14 protein-coding genes and 1 other annotated feature are annotated in these 21,951 nt (G+C 48.0%); of the genes, 5 read left to right on the forward strand and 9 right to left on the reverse strand.

All coding sequences use genetic code 11. The features are described 5' to 3' along the window. The first annotated feature begins 76 nt into the window (after positions 1-76). On the forward strand, positions 77-469 hold the full coding sequence (locus GJB61_RS23255; RefSeq protein WP_154121416.1) for a cupredoxin domain-containing protein: 393 nt from the start codon (positions 77-79) through the stop codon (positions 467-469). A 76-nt stretch (positions 470-545) separates the two neighbouring features. Here the strand turns inward: GJB61_RS23255 and GJB61_RS23260 are convergent, their stop codons facing one another. From GJB61_RS23260 to pheS, 9 genes are all read right to left on the reverse strand, one after another. Continuing rightward, positions 546-1,739, reverse strand: a complete 1,194-nt coding sequence (locus tag GJB61_RS23260; protein ID WP_154121417.1) for a sugar ABC transporter permease — start codon at positions 1,737-1,739, stop codon at positions 546-548. Positions 1,740-1,741: 2 nt separating this feature from the next. Further along, positions 1,742-3,253, reverse strand: a complete 1,512-nt coding sequence (locus tag GJB61_RS23265) for a xylose ABC transporter ATP-binding protein (protein WP_154121418.1) — start codon at positions 3,251-3,253, stop codon at positions 1,742-1,744. A gap of 77 nt (positions 3,254-3,330) precedes the next feature. Next, complete coding sequence (gene xylF, locus GJB61_RS23270; RefSeq protein WP_338116059.1) at positions 3,331-4,419, reverse strand: D-xylose ABC transporter substrate-binding protein; 1,089 nt, start codon at positions 4,417-4,419, stop codon at positions 3,331-3,333. A gap of 204 nt (positions 4,420-4,623) precedes the next feature. Then, complete coding sequence (locus GJB61_RS23275; protein WP_154121420.1) at positions 4,624-6,204, reverse strand: response regulator; 1,581 nt, start codon at positions 6,202-6,204, stop codon at positions 4,624-4,626. A 15-nt stretch (positions 6,205-6,219) separates the two neighbouring features. Next, positions 6,220-7,665, reverse strand: coding sequence for a sensor histidine kinase (locus tag GJB61_RS23280; RefSeq protein ID WP_338116060.1), 1,446 nt, complete (start codon positions 7,663-7,665; stop codon positions 6,220-6,222). After that, positions 7,662-8,645, reverse strand: a complete 984-nt coding sequence (locus tag GJB61_RS23285) for a sugar-binding protein (RefSeq protein ID WP_154121421.1) — start codon at positions 8,643-8,645, stop codon at positions 7,662-7,664. Before GJB61_RS23285 ends, GJB61_RS23280 begins: the two co-directional genes overlap by 4 nt. A gap of 138 nt (positions 8,646-8,783) precedes the next feature. Continuing rightward, positions 8,784-10,823, reverse strand: a complete 2,040-nt coding sequence (locus GJB61_RS23290; RefSeq protein WP_476703955.1) for a hypothetical protein — start codon at positions 10,821-10,823, stop codon at positions 8,784-8,786. 206 nt (positions 10,824-11,029) lie between these two features. Continuing rightward, on the reverse strand, positions 11,030-13,474 hold the full coding sequence (gene pheT / locus GJB61_RS23295; protein WP_154121423.1) for a phenylalanine--tRNA ligase subunit beta: 2,445 nt from the start codon (positions 13,472-13,474) through the stop codon (positions 11,030-11,032). Between the two features lie 387 nt (positions 13,475-13,861). After that, positions 13,862-14,896, reverse strand: a complete 1,035-nt coding sequence (gene pheS / locus GJB61_RS23300) for a phenylalanine--tRNA ligase subunit alpha (RefSeq protein ID WP_154121424.1) — start codon at positions 14,894-14,896, stop codon at positions 13,862-13,864. Positions 14,897-14,957: 61 nt separating this feature from the next. After that, positions 14,958-15,208, reverse strand: a binding site (T-box leader). 270 nt (positions 15,209-15,478) lie between these two features. Here pheS and GJB61_RS23305 point away from each other — a divergent pair. The 4 genes from GJB61_RS23305 to GJB61_RS23320 are packed head-to-tail and all read left to right on the forward strand — an operon-like array spanning position 15,479 to position 21,512. Then, positions 15,479-18,037: a hypothetical protein gene (locus GJB61_RS23305; RefSeq protein ID WP_195724442.1), complete on the forward strand. Its 2,559-nt coding sequence runs from the start codon at positions 15,479-15,481 to the stop codon at positions 18,035-18,037. Positions 18,038-18,088: 51 nt separating this feature from the next. Then, the gene (locus tag GJB61_RS23310; RefSeq protein WP_195724443.1) at positions 18,089-19,648 is read left to right on the forward strand and encodes an efflux RND transporter periplasmic adaptor subunit; all 1,560 of its coding nucleotides are present in this window, start codon (positions 18,089-18,091) and stop codon (positions 19,646-19,648) included. Continuing rightward, on the forward strand, positions 19,645-20,343 hold the full coding sequence (locus GJB61_RS23315; protein ID WP_154121426.1) for an ABC transporter ATP-binding protein: 699 nt from the start codon (positions 19,645-19,647) through the stop codon (positions 20,341-20,343). The genes GJB61_RS23310 and GJB61_RS23315 overlap by 4 nt, the downstream gene beginning before the upstream one ends. Then, positions 20,340-21,512, forward strand: coding sequence for an ABC transporter permease (locus GJB61_RS23320; protein ID WP_338116061.1), 1,173 nt, complete (start codon positions 20,340-20,342; stop codon positions 21,510-21,512). Before GJB61_RS23315 ends, GJB61_RS23320 begins: the two co-directional genes overlap by 4 nt. Positions 21,513-21,951 lie beyond the last annotated feature (439 nt).

The following is a 21,951-nucleotide window of genomic DNA, read 5'->3' on the forward strand; positions in this document are numbered from 1 at the left end:
CTCTTTAATCTTAAGTTATACTATCTACAGAATTGGTAAACCTGCTTTTCCCATACTTTTTTGAGGAGGATAAAGAATGATCAAGAGGGCTGCACTTCTTTTGTCTATTGTATTGGTTCTCTTGCTAGCCGCTTGTAGCAGTGGAAACAATAATAAAACGGCTGCAAACAGCAATGGTGGAGTGTCCAACACCAGTATTGCTCCAGAGGAAGAAATCACAATTAAAGCAACGAATTACAGCTTCGACCAGAAGGAATACCACTTGAAGAAGGGCGTTCCTGTCAAAATCATTTTTGAGAACGAAAGCGGCAGTCATGGCATACTTGTGCCCGAGCTCAATCTCCAATTAAACGGTGAGCATTCCTCAGAGGTAATCATACCTGAAGAAGCGGGCACATACAAAATGACCTGCGCTGTAATGTGTGGCTCTGGTCATAGCGAGATGATTGCCACTGTGATCGTTGAGTAGATAAACGCCAAAAAAGCAAGTCTCCAATCGTGCGGAGACTTGCTTTTTTATAGGTTTGATTACTATTTCTCGGGTGTTATTTTACACCCTTCTTGCGGTTCGAAATGTCCAACCAGACGGCGATAACTAGAATAGAGCCTTTAACCACGTATTGCCAAAATGATTCCAGTCCCATCAGCGACATGCCGTTATCAAGTGAAGTCATAACGAGCGCCCCGATTATTGCACCTATTACGGTTCCGGCACCGCCCATCAGCGAGGTTCCGCCGATCACGCAGGCAGCAATAGCATCCATTTCCGCCATGTTGCCAGCGGTGATTGTGGCAGATGCCAAACGGGAAGTCAATACGATGGATGCTATAGAGGCCAGCAATCCACTGAGTAGAAAGATGAACATGGTCTTCTTCTTAATATTAATACCAGAGAGACGGGCCGCCTCGATGTTCCCACCAATCGCATAAACATGACGTCCAAACGTCGTCTTCGTAGACAGAAAATAAAAGATTACTGCCAAAACAATTACAAAAATAATTGGAAAAGGTATGCCTTTGTAATTATTCATAACCGCTATGAACGATCCCACCAACAGAGACAGCGCAGCTACTTTTATCACATCCACACCAAGCGGTGCTACTTCGAAGCCATATTTCTGCCGGGAACGCCGTTTACTAAACGCTGTCCATAACAGCATTCCAACCGCCAATATCCCAAGCACAATTCCAAACCCCTGAGCGAAATAGGCATTGCCCAGCAAAGCAAGAAACGGATCGGATACTGGAATTGTCTTCGACTCGGTTACACCCATTAACACCCCGCGAAATACCATCATCCCACCTAGTGTGACGATAAAGGCCGGAATCATTTTATAGGCGACTAGCCACCCCTGAAGCAATCCCAGCACCGCTCCGGCAGCCAATGTGCCAACAATGACAACTATCGCTGGCAGCTCCAGCCAGTTGCTAAGAATTGCCGCTATCCCTCCGGTCAGTCCCACAATAGAGCCTACCGAAAGATCGATATGTCCCGCTACAATTACGAGCACCATGCCAATCGCTAGAATAGAAGTGACAGACATTTGCGTAAATAGATTGGATAAATTGCGTGATGTCAGAAAGGTCGGACTCAGAACTCCGAACAGCACCCATATTAGAATTAATGCACCTACCATTGTATACGCACGGACATCCATTTTGCCAAACAGACTGCTCCAGAGCGATGCTCGGGCTGCCGGGATGTCCCCATTATCTTGAAGTTCCTTTTGAAGCTGCATCTTTATTTCCCTCCCGTTGCGGCTACCATAATATTTTCCTGTGTCGCCTCGCGCCAGTCCAATTCTCTGACGAACTCCCCTTCACACATCACCAGAATTCTGTCACTCATTCCGAGCACCTCCGGCAGTTCAGAGGAAATCATAATAATGGCCACACCCTGCTCCACCAGCCGATTCATCAGATTATATATTTCATATTTCGCACCAACGTCGATCCCTCGGGTAGGTTCGTCCATGATCAGGATTTTCGGGTCGGACATCAGCCATTTGCCTATAACGACCTTCTGCTGATTTCCTCCTGAAAGTGTACCCACCAACGTTTCCAGCGAAGCTGTTTTCGTCATAAGATCCTGCACATACCGGCGTCCCCATTTGATCTCTTCATTCTCGTTAATGATACCCAGCTTCGAGACCTTGCCCAAAGTGGCCAGTGTTGTGTTTCTTTTGACATCCATCCCCATAACCAGTCCCTGGCGTTTACGGTCCTCGCTAACCAGGGCCATTCCTGCCTTAATGGCTTCAGCAACGGATCGAATCCTCACCGTTTCACCATCAATTTGCACAAGACCTTCCGCTTTGCCTCCATACGCTCCGAACAGGCTGCTGACCAGTTCAGTTCGTCCTGCGCCCATCAGTCCGGCAATTCCGAGGATTTCACCCTTCTGCAGCGTAAAATTAATATCCTTGATTACCCTCTGCTGGCGTTGTTCCGGATGCCATACATTATAATTGCTAACCTTCAGCACAATGTCTCCCGGTGTATGCTCTACCCGGGGATAGCGCTCCGTCAATTCACGGCCAACCATAAGGGACACAACCTCATCATCATTCGTATCCTTGCGATCCAGCGTGGCTACCGTACGGCCGTCGCGCAATATTGTAATTGAATCTGCAAGTGCAAACACCTCCGGCATCTTATGTGAAATGTATACACAGGAGACTCCCTCACTGCGCAACTGATTCAGAATCCCCATAAGAATGGACACTTCACTTTCAGTCAACGCAGCCGTTGGCTCATCCAGAATCAGAATTTTCGTATGCTTGGAGAGCGCCTTGGCTATCTCGACCAGTTGTTGCTGGCCAATCCCAAGATTGCCGATTTTGACCTCTGGTGAGATGTTCAATCCTACCTTCTTCAGCCAGAGGGACGCATTGTGATACAGCTCATCCCACTGAATGACCTTATGCTTACAGGGTTCAGTACCTAGAAAAATATTCTCGCCCACCGTCATCTCTTTGACGAGCGCCAGCTCCTGATGAATAATAGCGATACCTGCTTGCTCAGCGTCCGTGATTCTATGAAACTCTTTCTTCTCACCGCCAATCACAATATCCCCACTGTGCGTACCTGCAGGATACAGACCGCTCAATACCTTCATCAGAGTGGATTTGCCGGCTCCATTCTCACCGCACAGCGCGTGAATCTCTCCTTGCCGCACCTTGAAGCTAACATGATCCAGTGCCTTAACACCTGGAAACTCCTTACTGATGTCTACCATTTCCAATACATGCATCTTTCCCGCTCCCCTTCTGACCTTTATGGACAGTAGTGCGGGACCTTTTGGTCCCGCACTTGTCTTTACAGGATGGCTTATTGTTTAGGCCATTGGTCCTTTGGAACGTTCTTGTATACATCCTCCAGCTTGTGGAAATTATCCTTAAACAAAACATCCAGATTGTCCTTGTTTACGGGAATCGGGTCGAGCAGAATGGATGGAACATCAATTTTCCCATTATTTACAGTTTTCTCAGTAGCAATCGCTTCACCTTTGGCTGCGGCCATCGACATCTCAGCAGCTTTTGTTGCAATCGCATTAATCGGTTTATACACGGTCATCAGCTGCGTTCCTTCGGCAATCCGCTGTACAGCAGCCAGATCCGCATCCTGTCCCGATACTGGTATTTTACCGGCCATGCCCTGTGCTGTTAGCGCCTGAATTGAACCTCCGGCCGTTCCATCATTAGCTGCTACAACACCCTGAATATCATTGTTGTTTGCAGTAAGGGCATTTTCCATATTCTTAAGTGCTTCTTCCGGTTTCCAGTCCTTGGAGAATTGATCATATACAATCTTGATATCTCCTTTTTCTTCAAGCGGCTTCAGAATATTCATGGCGCCTTCCTTAAACATATGAGCGTTGTTATCCGTGTCAGCCCCGCCGATATAGGCAATATTGCCTTTTGGCGCCTGATCGATCACGGCCTGGGCCTGTAATTCTCCAACACGAACATTATCGAAGGAAATATAATAATCCACTTCAGCGTTATTGATCATACGGTCGTAAGCAATGACCTTAATGCCTTCCTTGTGAGCTTTCTCCACTATCGTCGCGGTGGCTTCGGCATTGTGAGCGATAACTACGAGTACATCTACGCCTTGAGAAATTAATTGCTCCGCTTGGCTCAGCTGTGTCGCATCATCTCCGTTGGCGGCAAGTACCTTCACTTCGCCTCCAAGTTCCTCAATTTTAGCGGTGAAAATATCACGGTCTTTTTGCCAGCGTTCCTCTTTCAAGGTATCCATAGACATCCCAATAACAATTTTGTCTCCGGCCTTCGCATTCACTGCTTTCTCCGTATTCTTGTCATCTCCGTTCGAGACCACTCCACAACCTGCAAGTGAGGAAACCAACAATAAAGCTACTAAACTTGAACGTAAGACATTTCCGTATTTTCTCACTATTTCTTCGCCCCTTTTCAACAGTTGAAATAATTGATTGCGCTTACAAATGAATCTTAGCATGTGTACAAGCGCCGTGGTCTGCCCATTGCCTGCACTTCCTTACTCCTGCCCTGTATTTGAATGCTGCCTCCTGAAAAGAAACTCATTCAGACCTCTTTCACAGGATAAATTGGTTATAAAACACAAAAAAGTCCTTGTCGGTTAACAAGGACTTTGCTTATCCATCTGCTGCCTATACTCGCTCGGCGTAATTCCTGTTGCTTTTTTGAAGACACGACTGAAGTAATTCGGGTCCTTGTAGCCGACTTCGTAGCAAATCTCCTTCAGACTCAGACGCTCTTCCATAATCAGCAGCTTCGCCTCATTCATGCGCAGCCGGGTAACATAGTCAATAAAGTTCTCATCTGCGTGCTGCTTGAACAATTTACTGAAATAGTGGGGGCTGAGATTCACATATTCCGCAGTCTGTTCCATGGAAATTTCCTCTTTATAGTTCTGGCCAATATAGAGAAGCGCCCGCTGCAGTACATGTGATCGGCTTCGTTCCCGTTTTTCCTGCAACCCATCGATAAGGGAGTCGAGCCAGGCTTGTGCCCCTCTGCGAAAAGAAACGCTATCCTCCAAGGCGTTCAACGATGATACCAGCTCGCCCCCCTCCCCGGATTGTATCCCCCGACACAGGAACAGCAGCAAACCAATCACCTCGCCGCGCAAGGTAGCAAACGGACGGGGTTCACTTTGCTCCAGCAGCTCATACAGCATGCCGAAACGTTCCGCGGTTTCTTGCTTATCATGCCGCAGCAAAGCATCCATCAGCTTCTTTTCGTCATCCAGCGAAATAATCTTCTGGCCTGAGCTTTGTGTGATATCTTCATAGTGCCGAACACAGATGATATCATTATCATCTGCGCAGACACGAACGGCTTCCCGGTATGAGCGGCTTATACCATCCCAGCCCTCACGAATCGAACCGATGCCAACAGAAAGGGAGAGCTTAAAGCGTTCTTCTACAAAACTCCGCAGACGTTCCCCCCAATCCAGTGAGATCACACGCTGGGAATAACCAGACCTTTCCGGGAAAAAAGGGATAAACAGCGCCATCTGGTATCCGATCATCGGACCGGTAATACAGGCTAGATTCGGCTTGGCGAACTGTTTAACGGCCTCATACACCCCCCGCTTGGCCAGTTGAAACTCCTCCCACTCTTTTCGGGAATGCTTGGAGAAGGACAGCACCATCGCATAACCCCTATTCCACTGCAAGTTCAGCAGCCCTGCCAGCTGTTCAAGCTCCACCTCCTGCACAGATTCCAGCATCAGCAAGAGCGCCAACTCGTTCTCAGCCAGGGGCAGCAACTGCGACAGCCTCTCCTGCAGCTCAAGCTGATCATTCCGCAAACGTCGCTCCTCTTCTTTCTCAGCAATCAGCAGTTGCAGTACATCCATGACTTCCTCGCGTCTAGCTGGCTTGAGCAGGTAATTCCGAACCCCCAGCACCAGACCCTCCTTCGCATACGAGAAATAATCATGAGCGGTTATCATTACAATTTTAGTCAAAGGATTTGTGGCTTTAATCTGGCGGACGGCCTCCAAGCCTTGAATTCCCGGCATCTTAATATCCATAAAAATAATATCCGGCCGCTCCTCCTCCGTAAGCTGAATGGCCCTCCGTCCATTCTCTGCATGCAAAAAAGTGAAGGTATCCGGAAGCAGGTGTCTAATCATAAGCTCCAACCCTTCCCGCTCCAGTGCTTCATCATCTGCGATAAGCAAACTAAACATCTGTATCCTCCATTCTTATTCCTGTATTAGCGCCCCTGAACGATGAGGCAAAGTGAACAACACAGCTGTACCAATCCCCTCCGTGCTGTCAATCTCGATACGCTGCTGTCCGTTGAAGAACAAATGCAGTCTTTTGAACACATTATGTGTGCCAAGTCCTGTCGATTGACCCTTCCCGCCATAACGTGAGGTTTCCTCCTGAAAGGATTCCAGCAGCCGCTTCACGGTCTCCCTGCTCATTCCTACACCGTTATCACTAATTACAATGTCGATACCTTCATCACGATACCTGATTGAGAGCTTTAATACTGCCCCCTCCTCCATTTGCTCTACACCATGGACGAACGCATTCTCCAGGATGGGCTGCAGGGTCAGACAGGGTATCAAACCATTCAATGCTCTATCATCTATTTCCATTTCAAAAGAAATCCGGTCACGAAAGCGCGCCTTCTGGATATTAATATATTCCGTGACATGTTCAACTTCTTCGCGCAGCGGTACTGCCTGATCCAACTTCTGCAGGTTATACCGCAGTAGCCGTGAAACCGAAACGGTGAGATCGCTAGTCTTAACTGCTCCTTCAATGTAGGCCAGCTTGGCGATCGTATTCAGTGTATTGTACAGAAAATGCGGGTTAATCTGACTCTGCAGCATCTTCAGCTCCAGCTCTTTAACGAGTCGGTCCTTCTCCAAACTACGGATATTCTCAGCCATTAGACTCTGGATATTATCGATCATTCCATTAAAGGCGCGGCACAGGATACTGATCTCGTCATTATTCACACTCTCAGGTGCCTTCGTATCCATTCTCCCCTTCGAGATTAGCTTAGCGGTAACGACCAGACGACGAATCGGCCCAGTGATGCTGCTGGAGAGCCATATTGCCATAATAATGCTTAACCCGGCAACTGTAACAACGAGCAGTATACCTAGCTTGTTCAATTTGCTCGTCGTAGACATGATTTCCTGATAAATCGGCTTATACTGTTCCAGTTCAATATCAACCAGTTCCTGGGCTTCCTCCCGTATGAAACGTTCAGTTTGCTCCGCCTCTATATAAGCTCCGGCCATCGTGTTGGAATCCTGATAATCAATCTCGGCAATCATCTTCTCCACCTGATCCAGAAACGTATCGATAATATTGCGGTAATTCACAAGCGGCAGATCGTTCCCGCCAATCGTCTCCAATCCATCAAGTTCCAGCCGCAGCTTCTGCACAGCGTTCAGATGTTTCTCCACTTCTGGAAAACTGTCTGCATCAACCTGCATGATAAAGCGATTCATGGACCGCATGTTCTCCCCAACTTCAAAGGACACTTCCTTATATAACAACATTCGATTCATCATTAAATGATAGCTTTCCTGGACATTCTTCCCACTCTCAAACAAGAAAAAGGAGACGGAGCTCATTAGCAGTACAAGCAACGGAATACAAATCAATAACTTCTTGCGGATGCTCACAAGCTCTCCCCTTCCTGAGCGTTGCTCTTATCCAGTACTTTTACCTCTGTATAATAGGCAGGCTGTAGTGTTCTCCCCTGAAAATGCTCGTTCAATAACTTTACTGCCATCTCCCCCATAAAAAAGGGCTGTTGGGCTACGGTGGCCTTGATTTCTCCCCGGCCAATAGCGGCAAGCGTATCCTCCTGATTATCGAAGCCAATAATCTTAAGCGAATCCCGCTTCAGGCTTTTGGCTGCTTGTAGAACGCCTAATGCGTCCGTAGAACTGGTGCCAACCATGATCGTAATCTCCGGATGCAGCCGCAGCATGTCCGCTGCCTGTTGGATCGCTTCCATATGCGAAATATTGGAACTACGTACATCTACAATCTCCAGTCCGCTGTGTTGATTCACAATGCTTCTTAGCCCATAAAGACGCTGCAGTTGATTCTGGGCCACTTCGCTGCCGATAATGACTCCGATTTTTCCCGTTTCCCCAGCAGTTTGTACTACAAGCCTACCCAAGCGTTCACCGGCAGCCACATTGTCAGTCCCCACATAGGTCAGACGCTTACTCGAGGGTGCATCTGTATCAATGGTTATCACAGGAATTCCCTGCTTCACAGCTTTATTGATAACCGGAGTGAATTTCTCCTCGTTCAGCCCTTGAACAATAATCGCATCTACCCTTGCAGCAATCGCTTTCTCCAGCAGATTAATCTGCTCCTCCATATTGTTGCGAACCGGGCCGGTAAATTCAATATTCATTCCATATTCCTTTGCGGCTTTCCCTGCACCCTTCTCAACCATTTCCCAATAGGGGTGATATCGCTCCTGCTCGATCAGTACGATATGATAACGGTGGCCTGGACTGGCGGGTCGACCGTGCAATTCCTTAACAATACTGCCCATTTTGCTGGAATGATGAGCAAACGCAATAAATAGATAACTCAGCAACACAAATAGAATAGCTATACCAGCCAGCCACTTTTTATCCATCTTATCCACCTCAAACCTAATCCTACCTTTCATTGAAAACGTTTGCAATATAGATTATTATCCAATCAACATAAAGGGGCTGCCCCCAAGGCGGATTACTCCACCGGGAACAGCCCCTTAGTCTTACTCCGACATCATTCAACTATCCTGTTCGATCAGTTGAATCCATTCATTATATTCCGTTTGCAACTTGGCATATTCCGCTTGCAGCTTACGATGCTCATCTGTCAGCTTATCCAGCTCGCTCTGGCGGATCTCAAACTGTGCCTGCAACAAACGCAACTGCCCCTGGACAATTTCATAATTCTCGCCAACCTCACCCAGCTGATCCAGGACATCACTGCGTTCATGGTCCATAGACTCCCGCTGTACTTCAGCCTCACTGGCTTCCCGTTGCCAAATATCAATTTCCTCGCGCAACTGCACTTCAGTGTCCGTCCACTGCTGCTGCTGCTTTACAAGTTCCTCATACTTTTGCTTCCAAGAAGTTCCGTAAGATCTAGCTTCCTTTAACACAGCCTGCTGTTCCGCTGCTGTAGCCGCAGCTTCGCGGCTAGCTTCAGAGAGTTCTTCCAGCCGCAGAGCCGCTTGCTCGCCTTCTTCCTCAAGCAAACGATATCTTTCCTGAAGCTGTTCCCCGTCCTGCAGAACCTCATCATATTGGGAGATTAGCTCTTCATAACGGGTACGAAGTGCTGACAGATCACTCTGGGCTTGCTTACCCTGCTCACGCAGCATTTTGCTCTCGTTCTCTGCTTCTGTACGAAGTCTACCTTCATCATCCAGCTTCTGCACTAAGCCGTCTGCTTGACCATGAAGAGCTTGTATCTCATTCTCAAGCTGCAATGTTTTCTCTTCTGCCTCCAGAAGTTTCATCTCCAGCTCGCTGATATCCTCCATGCGTTTATCCGCAAGCTCTTGCCAAGTAGAAACCTCAGCCGTCGCTCGGGCAAGTTCCGCTTGTACGTGGCGTAGACTGTCGCTGGTTTCCTGCAGCGACTTCCGCAGCATGGATGCCTCATCTTGTGACAGCTCGTAGCGTTGGCGCAGTCCTTCCAGCTCATCGCTCAGCAATGCTCCCAGTTCAGTGGTAGAACGGAGTTCCTCCCCAAGTTGTTCCTCGCGTTTGCTGACCAATTCATATTGCGTCAGCAGCGTCAGCCGGGCATCTCGTTCACCTTTAAGTCCGGCTTCTGCGGCACGCAGTCTCGCTTGAAGCTGTCCAGTTCCTCCGCGTAGCTCACTTAGCTGTTTCTCCAGTTCTTGAACATTCTGTTTATGTCTATGCTCCTGCGTACCCTGTGATTGCCGTAGCTCTTTCGTCTTGGCCAGCTCTCGCTGCAGTGCCTCCCGCTCTTCACTCAGCTCTTTGCTAAGCGTCAACTGGGTGTTCTCAAGCTCCTGACTCAATAAAGTCCGGGTCTCTACCAGCTCATTGGTCAGTGACTCGCGAATACTCTCCAGCTCCTGCAGATGCGCTGCCTTCAGCTCTTCCAACTGCTGAAGATGAACAGCTTCGGCGTTCGCCAGTTCCTGACGATGAGTCTCCCGGTCAGCAGCCTGCTCCTCTTCGTAGCTTGCCTGCAGAGCTGCTAACTCCTGCTCACGTTCCAGCAGCTCTGCCTCCAACTGCTGCCGAGCAGCTTCCTGTTCCTCTGTATAACTTGTCCGCAGTGCCGTTAGCTCCTGCTCGCGTGCAAGCAGGTCTGCCTCCAACTGCTGCCGAGCAGCCTCAGCTACCTGTTCAGCCTCCTGAAGCTGCTGGGCATGTATCTTCAGTTCCTGCTCGCGGGTTTCCAGGTTCCGTGCTCGTTCTTCTTCAACAACAGCGATCAGCCGGGCTGCTTCTTCTTTGGCTGCAGCTTTGAAGCGCTCGTATTCCTCCTGGCGCTCCTCCTGAACTTCCAACAGACGCGATATTTCTACGCGTTGCTCACTTCGTTCTCCTGTCAGCATATTAAGCTCATTCTTAATATCCTGAACCTGAATGGCCTGCTCGGCCATATGTACTGCTGTAAGCACCGCAATACGCGGTGTATCTAGTCTAGAATGAGCTTTGGAAATCGTGCGCATATGATCGTCAACATGACGGGCAACTTGTTTCATATATTCAGTACTGCTTCCTACAAGATTATAGGAAGTTCCGTATATTTCCACGGCGACACGTGTCCGGTCCATAGCCACAGTTGTGCCCTCCTTTGTGTGTGTGCGGATTCTAAGCTGGTTTCCCTGCTTCTATTGTAACTTTAATCGTAAACGTTTGGCAAAGAAGCTGCTTAATTCAATAGGTTTAACCGCTAATCTCCGCACTTCTACCCTATGAGAAAAAGCCGCTGCGAATCACGGTTTCTAAATGGATTCGCTGCGGCTTTACACAATTCCTGCTACTTTCTTAATTCTGCACCAAAAGTTTGCTGAAGTGCAGATATAACCGTGTTATGCACTTCTCCAACCTCTTCGTCAGTCAACGTATGATCACTATGACGGTATAGCAGCGAAATGGCGATACTCTTCTTCCCACTGTCCAGCTTGCCGCCAGTGTATACATCAAATACCTGAACCGACTGCAACAGACTTCCTCCACTTTGAGTGATCGAATCCAACAGTTTCCCGGCCGGTATAATAGCATCCACAACGACTGCGATATCGCGTTCCATTCCAGGGAAACGTGGAAGCTCGCTGTATTGCAGGCGGTTCTGAGCTGCATCGTACAGAGGCTGCAAGGCAATCTCAGCAGTATAAGTATCCTCCAGATCAAGCTGACGCTGCAGCTCGGGATGAATCTGGCCCATTGTTCCGATTAACACACGACCTTCCTCCAGAAGCAAATATAAGGAGGCCGAACGTCCCGGATGATAACCCTCTGGGCTGTCGCCTTCGAAGATTACTTTGCCAGTGAGACCAAGATGGGCGAGTACAGATTCAAGTACACCTTTTAAATCGAAGAAATCCACTTGTTCAGGCGCAACGTTCCATTGCTTAACCGCACGGCTTCCACTCAGCAGCAGACCAAGGATTGGCAGTTCACGTGGCTGACGGGTTAGCTGCTCTTCTTCCGTGAAGAACACATTGCCGATTTCGAACAACGCCAGATCACTTTGCCGGCGGTTTGTATTATAACTGGCAATCTCCAGCAGCTGTGGCAGAACACTCGTACGCAGCACACTGCGTTCCTCACTCATTGGCATAGCCAGCTTAACCGCAACTCCACCGTTTGAAAGTGCGGGGAACAGCTTGCTTTGTTCCGGCTGGATGAAGGAGTAACCCATAACCTCTTGGTATCCTCCATGGGACAACAAACGGCGCAGTTCGCGGCGTAGCGCTTGCGGACGTGTGAGCGCTCCTGGCGTTGTCGGTCCCTCAATAAGAGTTGTCGGAATATTATCATACCCATACAGGCGGGCAATTTCTTCGATGAGATCAACATCATAGCTGATGTCGCCACGTCTGGTAGGTATCTGTACTTCAACCAGACCTTCTCCTGCATCACCACATTTGAAATGAAGACGATTGAACAATACCTTCACTTCGAGCAGAGACAGTTCTGTTCCCAGGTATCGGTTAAGCTTATCCAGTGACAAGGTAAGAACCTTCTCCTTCACAGCGTCAGTTCCCGCTTGCACAATTCCTGCATGCACAGAACCGCTGGCATAGCGGGCAATAAGCGCAGCGGCACGGTTCAGTGCTGCGATAACCGCATGTGGATCTACTTCCTTCTCGAAGCGCAAGGATGCTTCAGAGCGAAGTCCCAGTTGACGCGATGCCTTGCGGACCGTTCCTCCGTCAAATCTGGCAGACTCCAGCACGATATTCACGGTCTCACTCGTAACTTCTGTAGCCAAGCCGCCCATGACACCGGCCAATCCCACAGCCTTCACTCCATCAGCGATTACTAACATCTGTGGCGCAAGCTTCCGCTCCTGACCATCTAGTGTAGTCAGTACTTCACCAGCGTGTGCAAGACGAACGCCAAGCACACCACCTTCGACTTTATCTGCATCAAAGGCATGCAGTGGCTGTCCGTATTCAAGCATAACGTAATTAGTGATATCTACGATATTGTTGATGGGACGAACACCCGCAGCCATCAAGCGGTTCTGCATCCACAGCGGTGAAGCCGCAGATTTAACACCGGAAATATAACGCACTGCATAATGACCGCAGTATTCTTCATTCTCTATTGTAACGGAAATGGAATCAACAGCAGCTTTGCTTACTTCAACTATTTCTGTTTCAGGCTTTGGCAGTTTAAGATCGCGGGCTAGAATGGCACTCACCTCATAGGCAGCACCGATCATGCTCAGACAATCGGAACGGTTCGGTGTGAGGTCGAATTCCAGCACCTCATCGTTCAAATCCAGCACCTTCGTAATATCCAGACCGATTTCTGTTCCCTCAGGAAGGACAAGAATACCCTCCTGCAATTCTTTGGGTAGCAGCTTGTCGTTCAATCCTAGTTCTTTGGCTGAACAAATCATCCCTTGCGACAGCACACCACGCAGCTTCGCCTTTTTGATATCCAGACCTGGCAGCTTGGCGCCTACGATGGCTACAGGAACCATTTGGCCAGCTTCGACATTCTTGGCACCGCAGACGATTTGCAGATCCTCGCCTTGGCCTGCGTCAACGATGCAAATATTCAGCTTGTCCGCATCAGGGTGTTTTTCCTTCGACTTCACATAACCGGTTACGATGCCGGAAATACCTTTGTTACGGCGTTCCACACCATCAATCTCGATGCCGGCCGTGGTAATTTTCTCGGCCAGCTCCTCAGCGGTTACTCCTTCTAGCGATATATAATCAGCCAACCATCTGGTTGATACTTTCATGTCCGCACTTCCTTTATGTTTCAGATGTATTTATCTACTTGCCGGTCTTGCGTAGCTGTCGGAAAAAGATCAGAACATTCAAGGCTCCCAATCCCTGATTAAAAAAGTTCCTGTCCAGAGGTCACTACAAGGAATATTTGGACTTCCGATCGCTGTTATCCTCAGATTTCCTGATTGAAACCGCTCATCGCGGTAGAAATCTGAGGATAGCGTATGCTTTCGAAGCGAGCTTTCCTATGGAAAGCTTTCAGGCGACCACTGGCGTTTCTCCAGTTCCAAAATTCCTCTCCTTTCCTTCCTTAACAGTTCTTCAAATAATCAAAGATTCAGTAACCCAATTATATGTTCCTCACAACTTTCCCCCAGCCTTGCACACCCACCAAAAATCTAAACGCCCTTGAACTGCTTTACAAAACTCATGTCGTTACTATAGAAATGGCGGATGTCGTCTATGCCGTATTTAAGCATCGCGATCCGCTCAACGCCCATTCCGAAAGCGAAGCCGCTGAACTCGGCAGGATCATAGCCGCCCATTTCCAGTACATTGGGATGAACCATACCGGCGCCGAGGATTTCCAGCCAACCGCTTTGTTTACAAAGTCTGCAGCCGTCACCGCCGCATTTAAAGCAGCTTACATCCACTTCAACGCTTGGTTCGGTGAACGGGAAAAAGCTGGGACGAAGACGGATGCCCGTATTGGCTCCGAACATCTCCTTAACGAATTGAAGCAGCGTTCCCTTCAGATCACTCATCCGAATATTACGGCCGATGACCAGTCCTTCAATTTGATGAAATTGGAAGGAGTGGGTAGCATCGTCATCATCACGACGGAATACTTTACCCGGGCAGATGATTTTGACTGGTGCTTCCCCATTCATCGCCTGCATGGTACGAATCTGTACAGGAGAGGTTTGAGTGCGCATGAGCAGATCTTCCGTCAAATAAAAGGAATCCTGCATATCACGGGCCGGATGGTTTTTGGGCAGATTCAGTGCTTCAAAGTTATAATAATCCGTCTCCACCTCAGGACCTTCAGCAACTCGATAGCCCATACCAATAAAGATATCCTCGATCTCCTGCACGACTCTGGTTAGGGGATGAATCCCACCTTGCTGCAATTGGCGGCCAGGTAGGGTAACATCCACTTTCTCAGCCTGCAAGCGGTTCAAGGTCTCCTGTTGTTGAAAAACCTCCTGCTTCGCGCCAATAATCTCCTCAATCGCACTTCGCACCAGATTCGCTACTTGTCCAATAACCGGACGTTCCTCGGCACTAAGACTTCCCATACCACGCAAAACCTCTGTCAGCTCACCCTTTTTACCTAGGTATTTCACTCGTAGATCATTCAATATCTGCGGATCTGTAACCTCCTGCAGCTTAGCCAACGCCTCATTCTTCAATGCTTCCAATTTCTCTTTCATGGCTGTGTACAGCCCCCTTATAATCATTGTCTGGTTCAACAAAAAAAGGCCTTTCCTCCCGGTAAGGGACGAAAAGACCGTGGTACCACCCTTGTTAGACAGGCAACAAAACCCCATCTTACTTTACACAGGAATAACGGTCTGCGGCCGATCTCCCCTACTCTTCTCCCAACAAGAAATCCTTGTCTGGAATTTAAGGGAACTGCTCCGGAGTGAAATTCTGCAGCTCTGTTACGTAGAAACGCTCTCAGTCATTGGCGTTTCCTCCCTGTAAGGCAGGCACTGCGTACTCTTCTCCATCACTGCATTTTGTAGTTTATTCTAATGTTCAGGCCTCTCCTTGGCTTAAGGAGATATGTCTATTTATTATATGCAAAAATCAACGTTTTGACAAGCAAAGCAGATTTGGGCAAATCTTTATCTTTATTTAAGCTTCTTTTAAGGTTCAGTGCCATTTATTGGACGAATTTTCAGCAAACTTTCAGCCAGATTTGATATTTTTCCTTTCTAAGAGGGCCTGACTATCCATGCCCCACAAGGCAGTTTGGGATAGTAAAGGTTTTTATACAGGGAGGGAAATTCATGCATAAACGAAGAAAGACGTATGCCATAGTCCTGCTAAGCACCGCAGTCCTTAGCCAAACTGTATCATACGGAGCATATGCAGCAACCGCGGGCACTTCGGCCGTCAAAGCAGCAACGACAACAACAGTATCCACTCTGGACAAATTGGGCTCTATTTCACTTAAGAGCAACGTCAGCACTAAGCTGACCGATGTGAGTCTGTTTGCTCAGGATAGCGGCAACATACTTACATACACACTCACCTATTACAACGGCAATAGCAGCAGTGTAAATCTGATTGACTTCTTCTCCAAAGTGACTACAACAGGCGGTACTGTCATTCAAGGAAGTCCTATTACGGCCAGTTCGGCCATCAAGATAATAGCAGCAAATAGCAGTCAGTCTGTGACCTATTACGTAAATGTCGGCAAAGCAACCAAAGTGAACGGAGTGAAGATTTCTTTATACGGCTGGGATTTCAGCAGTGCAGATTATCAAAGAAAACTGGGGACTTTCGCAGTCCCGGCTACCTATTCATCAGCTGTTGCCAGAGGACAGAGCAAGAAGGTAACCCTGAGCAATCTGCCTATAACAACCAAAGCGGAAAGTCTGCAAATCTATAAATTTAACGGTAAGGTATACGCCAAAATAGGCGTCAGTCTCGCAAATCTCGGCACCAAAGTACTCAACGATACCGGTCTCAAGGGATATCTTGCTTCTTCTGGGGGTTCTGTATTTAATCTGACTCTTGACGATTCCAGCAGCGGTTACAAAATACAGCCGCAAGAGAAAAAGACCCTTTATTATATAACGGAAATACCTTCCTATATGAAGACTGACAATATGGTATTGCTTTTTGCCCAAGAAGATTCCACCTTAAAAATAGATCTGCCTGTCGTTACCTATAAACTGCCTGCAGCGGCCAGTCCTAACCTCGTTGTAGCCGCTAATGTAATCAAGAAGCTTACAATCAGTAGCAATACGGTTGATACGCAGTTAAAGAGCGCCAAGGTATATTCGAACGGCGATACGGCCAAATGGACCCTGCAATTCCGAGTAAAAAACAGTGGTAATAAATCCGTAACCCTACCCGCCTATGAACTTGCGGTCAAGGCCGTTGAAGGATACAGCTTTCCGGTGGATGCCAAAGCTTTGGCCAGCCTGACGCTCAAACCGCTTGAAGAGAAGGTCGTTAATCTGAGTGTTGATATCCCCTTAAAGCTGAATCAGGGAACACTGCAATTGCAGCTGACCGAACCCGCAGTTACCGACAAGATTATTTTTCCGACGGCTTACTACCAAATTCCTTACTCACTGCAGACGAACAATTTGTTGGCGACGGAATACACCGTGGAAAACAGTCATGGAACATTTGGCGTAACCTTTGATTCGATGCAGCGTTTGCCCTGGTCAGACGAAGATCAGATTGTGGCCAAACTCAGCATTCGCAATATGAATTCCACTACTGAACAGCTTCCGGCGCTTACCGGTGTTATTAAGGCGGGAGAAAGCAATCTCAGCAGCACCACCCAAGTCGTCACCGCAGGCACTCAGACTATTCTGGGTCCGAATGAGAGCACTGATGTGTACGTTAAAGCCAATCTCCCTTATGACTTTGATTTCAATCAACTAAAGGTTGTTTTGCAGGAAACTACCAATGATGCCACCACCGACTTCTTATCTTTAAGCACCACCCAGCTGGAGAACAGAGTTGAGCCAATAGAGGTAGGTGGCAGCTTCCATATTAATGTTGCTGGCAAAAAAGCCGTAGTTCTGGAACACCGGACGACAGTCTATAACGGCACAAGCTCGAATCTCATGTATACAGAACTGGAAATGGACAGCGAAGAGTCACGCAAATCGGATCAGGCACAGCTTGTCGCCTACTACAAAACTCCGGACAATCAGTATTATGAGGCTGAGGTCAATCAATCGGCTCTATCCACAAGCCCGAACGGGAAAAATCTGGTGACCGTCTGGAGCAAGCTACCGCTTGGTGTGGATACCTCCCAACTGGTACTTTATATCGGCGAAGGCGTATCCGAAGGCAAATTAACAGCTCTTGGCGGCACATCGACCGGCTATATCAATACTGTAAGCTTGGCATTGAACAATGTAGCGGTTACTCCACAGACCAACCTGTTAAGCGTAGTATTGTATCCTTACACCCTCTCTTTTACAAGCGCAGTAGCCACCGTCACTGCAGGCAAAGATACTTTGAACACAGTCATCACCTACAATCTGTCTAAAAACGATACTTACGAAGCCGGCACTTACGAGCACAAGCTTGTTATGGAACTCCTAGACCCACTCGGACAATCCATGGAGACAACACTCGTACTTGGAACGAATTTGGCTGTCGGAAACTACAAGTCCTATTCAACAACTTTTAACAGCAATCTTTACAAAACACTGGGTGGAGGTACTATCCGTCTGAATCTGTACGACGAGTTCCAGGGGGAAAGAATTCTGCTGGGCACCCAAACTTATGTACTCACACACGAAGCAGCCACTAAGACAACAGTCAGCAACACAGATACGGATACAGACACCAGCACGGATACCGATACGAATTAAAAGGCCCTGTTAAAATAATCAAGAAATCTGATAGATATGTGGAGGATAGAAATGAAGAAGAAAAAAGTGTTGCTCTGGACGATTGGGGTAGTAGCTGTTGTAACGGCTGGACTGCTGGTGTATACGTTTCTTCCGGATAAAAATAGTCAGGCTGCTGAAGTACCCGTTAATACGGCTACAGTTACGAAAGGTGATATTGTTGTCAGTGTATCTGGAGCCGGATCCGTAACGGCTATCGAGACTAGCAAAGTTAAAACGAAGGATTCCGGAAAAGTAGCAGAGGTTCTTGTTGAACAAGGCGATGTCGTCAAGAAAGGTCAGACTCTAATCACCTTCAAAGGTGATGACCTAAGCGACAATCTTACACAAGAGAAAACCTCCCTTCAATCACTGCAGACTGATCTAGAGGATAAGCAGGATTCCTACAAGAAGCTGGCACAGGCCGGAGCTTCTGAGGATGATCTATCTACAGCCAAACGTTCGATTGAAAAAGCAAAAACAGATATCACAACCCAAATCGAAAAAATAGCCTCTGTAGAGGAAGATATGGTCCCTCCCGATGCGCTGACCGCTCCGATCGATGGAACTGTAACTGTAGTTAATATCGCCAGCGGCGAAAAAGCCATGGATGGCTCTGAGCTGATCGACATTACCGATTACGCCAACCTTAGCGTCATTGTGCAGGTTGATGAGTTGGACATTCCTACAGTAAAGGAAGGTATGCCAGCCACCATTACATTGGATGCCCTTCCAGATAATGAATTTAAGGGGACTGTCACCGATATTGCTGAGGAAGGTGTCACCACAAACGGTGTATCCCTTTTCGATGTTACAGTGGGTTTAACGACATCTGAAAGTGCCCGTGTAGGGATGTCCGCTGAAGTTTCCATCACAACAGCTGAGAAAAAAGATGTATTGCTCGTACCTATTGAAGCTGTTCTAGAAAGAAACGGCAAACACATTGTAGCCATACCAGTAGCAGCAGGAGCAGCTACCGGAACAACTGGAGCCGCAGGAGCTGCAACCGGTGAAGGTCAGGCACCTATGCCTAGCGGCGCACCTGGCGCTGCTGAAGGCGGGGTTATGCCTAGTGGTGCGCCTGGCGGGGTAATGCCTAGCGGTGCGCCTGGCGCTGCTGGTGGAACAGGTACACGCGGGACTGGTAGTGGAACAGGTTATGGTGGGACACGTACGCGAGGTACAGGCGGCGCATTTCCTAGCGGTGAACCTGGTGCTGCTGGCGGAACAGCTTCATCCACAGACAACAAGAGCCAATGGGCAGGGGGCAGCAGCTCACAGTCAGGAGGAACTCGTGGCACTCCTAATCAGCAGATGGTCACTGTAGAAGTGGGCATTCATGATGAGAGCAGCATTGAAATTGTCAGTGGACTCAGTGAAGGGGACTCAGTCATTATTCCAACCGTAATCTCTACCAACACTGGCACAGCACCCACTGAAGTGCAAACCCCAGGAGGTATGGGCGGGTTTAGCGGTGGTACTGGCGGCGGGTTTAGCGGTGGTACTGGCGGCGGGTTTAGCGGTGGTACCGGCGGTGGCTTTAGTGGAGGTACCGGCGGTGGCGGTGGTTTTAGCGGAGGTGGCGGTAGATGAGTGCTTCAGAACCGCTTATCCAAGTTAACAACATGACCCACGGTTACAAAATGGCTGGCGAGTCGATGACGGTACTGAAGGATTTGAGCTTTACGATTGATTTTGGCGAGTTCGTAGCTATCATAGGCCCTTCAGGTTCCGGTAAATCAACTCTGATGAACATGCTCGGCTGCCTCGATATTTCTGATGAAGGAAGTTATCTTCTGGACGGACAAGAGGTCCGGAAGTTGTCCGACAATAAGCTCGCAGCGATCCGCAATGAGAAAATTGGATTTATCTTCCAAAGCTTTAACCTGCTGCCCAAGCTATCTGCTGCCGAGAATGTGGAGCTACCGCTCATTTATCGCGGTCTTTCCCACCGGGAGCGAAAACAACTGGCACATGAAGCTCTAGTTAAAGTAGGTCTGGAGGATAGAATGCACCATCGACCTTCCGAGCTTTCAGGTGGACAGCAGCAGCGTGTGGCAATAGCAAGGGCGATGGCGGGTTCTCCACCCATTCTGCTTGCCGATGAACCTACTGGGGCACTCGATACGCGGACCGGACATGAAGTCATGCAAATGATTCAAGAATTGAACAAACAGGGTCACACCATCATCCTGATAACACATGACCTAGAAATTGCCAACCAAGCGAAGCGAATTATTCGTATACAGGACGGCAACCTCGTTGAGGATCGGAGGAATGCTAGGTGAAATTGTATCAAAGTATGAGGATGGCGTTAAAGAGCATCAGCAGTAGTAAAGTAAGAGCTTTTCTAACGATGCTGGGAATTATTATCGGTGTGTCGTCTGTCATCATACTCGTTTCTGTAGGCCAGGGTACTACTTCACAGATCACAGAGCAGTTAAACGGACTCGGCACGAATCAGCTAACCGTGAACATTACGGGTCGTGGTGCAACAACCTCTCTTACCTATAAGGAGGCATTAGCGCTCGGGGATATTGAAGGTGTAGAGAATGTAGCCCCTGTGATCACCGGCAACGTTACAGCCAAGCATGATACTGATAATGTAAGTGTCTCTGTCGAGGGAATTACTCCCTCTTATGAAGATGTTAAGGATTTTCACGTGCAAGCTGGACGCTTTCTGCTTGATATTGATACAGAATACCGGCAGAAGGTTGCTCTGATCGGATCAGGCACGGCGGAAGATTTATTCGGCACGGATAGTCCTGTAGGACAAAAGATGCAGTTGAACGGAATCAGCTACAAAATAGTAGGTCTGCTCGAAACGAAAGGTTCCAGTCTTGGCGGTTCGAACGATGATAAGATTCTAATCCCTATCTCCACAGCGGAACGTCAGTTACAGAGCAAAGGAGTTCGCTCCATCACGGTTGCTACAACTACTGCGGATACTGTAACTACAGTCAAGGATAAGCTGGAAAGGTTACTGAATGTCAAATTCAATAATGCGGATAATGCCTTTACCGTATTTGACTCTCAGGAAATGTTGGAAACGGTGAATTCCACTACGGACACACTTTCTATGGCCTTGGCTGGTATCGCAGGCATTTCCTTGTTCGTTGGCGGCATCGGAATCATGAATATCATGATTGTATCCGTCAATGAAAGAACCCGGGAAATCGGTATCCGCAAAGCCATCGGCGCCAAAAAATTCGATATTCTCGCCCAGTTCATGATCGAGTCCATCGTGCTCAGCGGCTTAGGCGGATTCATTGGAGTCGGGATCGGCGTTGGCGGCAGTTGGCTACTCGGAAAGTACTCTCCACTTACGGTATCCATTGCCTGGAATATGGTAGTTATCTCTTTCATCTTTTCCTTGTTAATCGGTGTGATCTTCGGTATGATGCCAGCTAACAAAGCCGCGCGGTTACGTCCAATTCATGCCTTGCGCAACGAATAATCCCTGCAAATATAAGTAACAAAAGCCAGCAGTAATCCAAAAAGCTGTCCCCGGTCATCTTTATGACTACGGACAGCTTTTTTATATATCTAAGAGTGTATCGTTTGCGGCAAGACTGGGTAATAGGACTCAAGGGTTTGAATATGATAGAGGCAATAGGACATACATAGTTGTTCAAAAATGCATCCGAATATCCATATTTTCCAGATTAAAGTGGCATTTTCTAGTCCTTTTACGATATCATTATTATTATATGTCAGGTAATTGCTCTAGATATGGGACGTCCTATATACTTGATAATAAGAAACCACAGACTCACATATGATTGATGTAGTCTCCCTTGCCTTATCCCTGCTTGGAATGACTCACTTTAGTACGGATTCCCCATCTATTTGAATGCCACAGATAAATGGATTCCAAATGCTCATAGTTATATGCG

This window comes from Paenibacillus monticola, from assembly GCF_009664975.1.
Taxonomy (GTDB): Bacteria; Bacillota; Bacilli; order Paenibacillales; family Paenibacillaceae; genus Paenibacillus_AQ; species Paenibacillus_AQ monticola.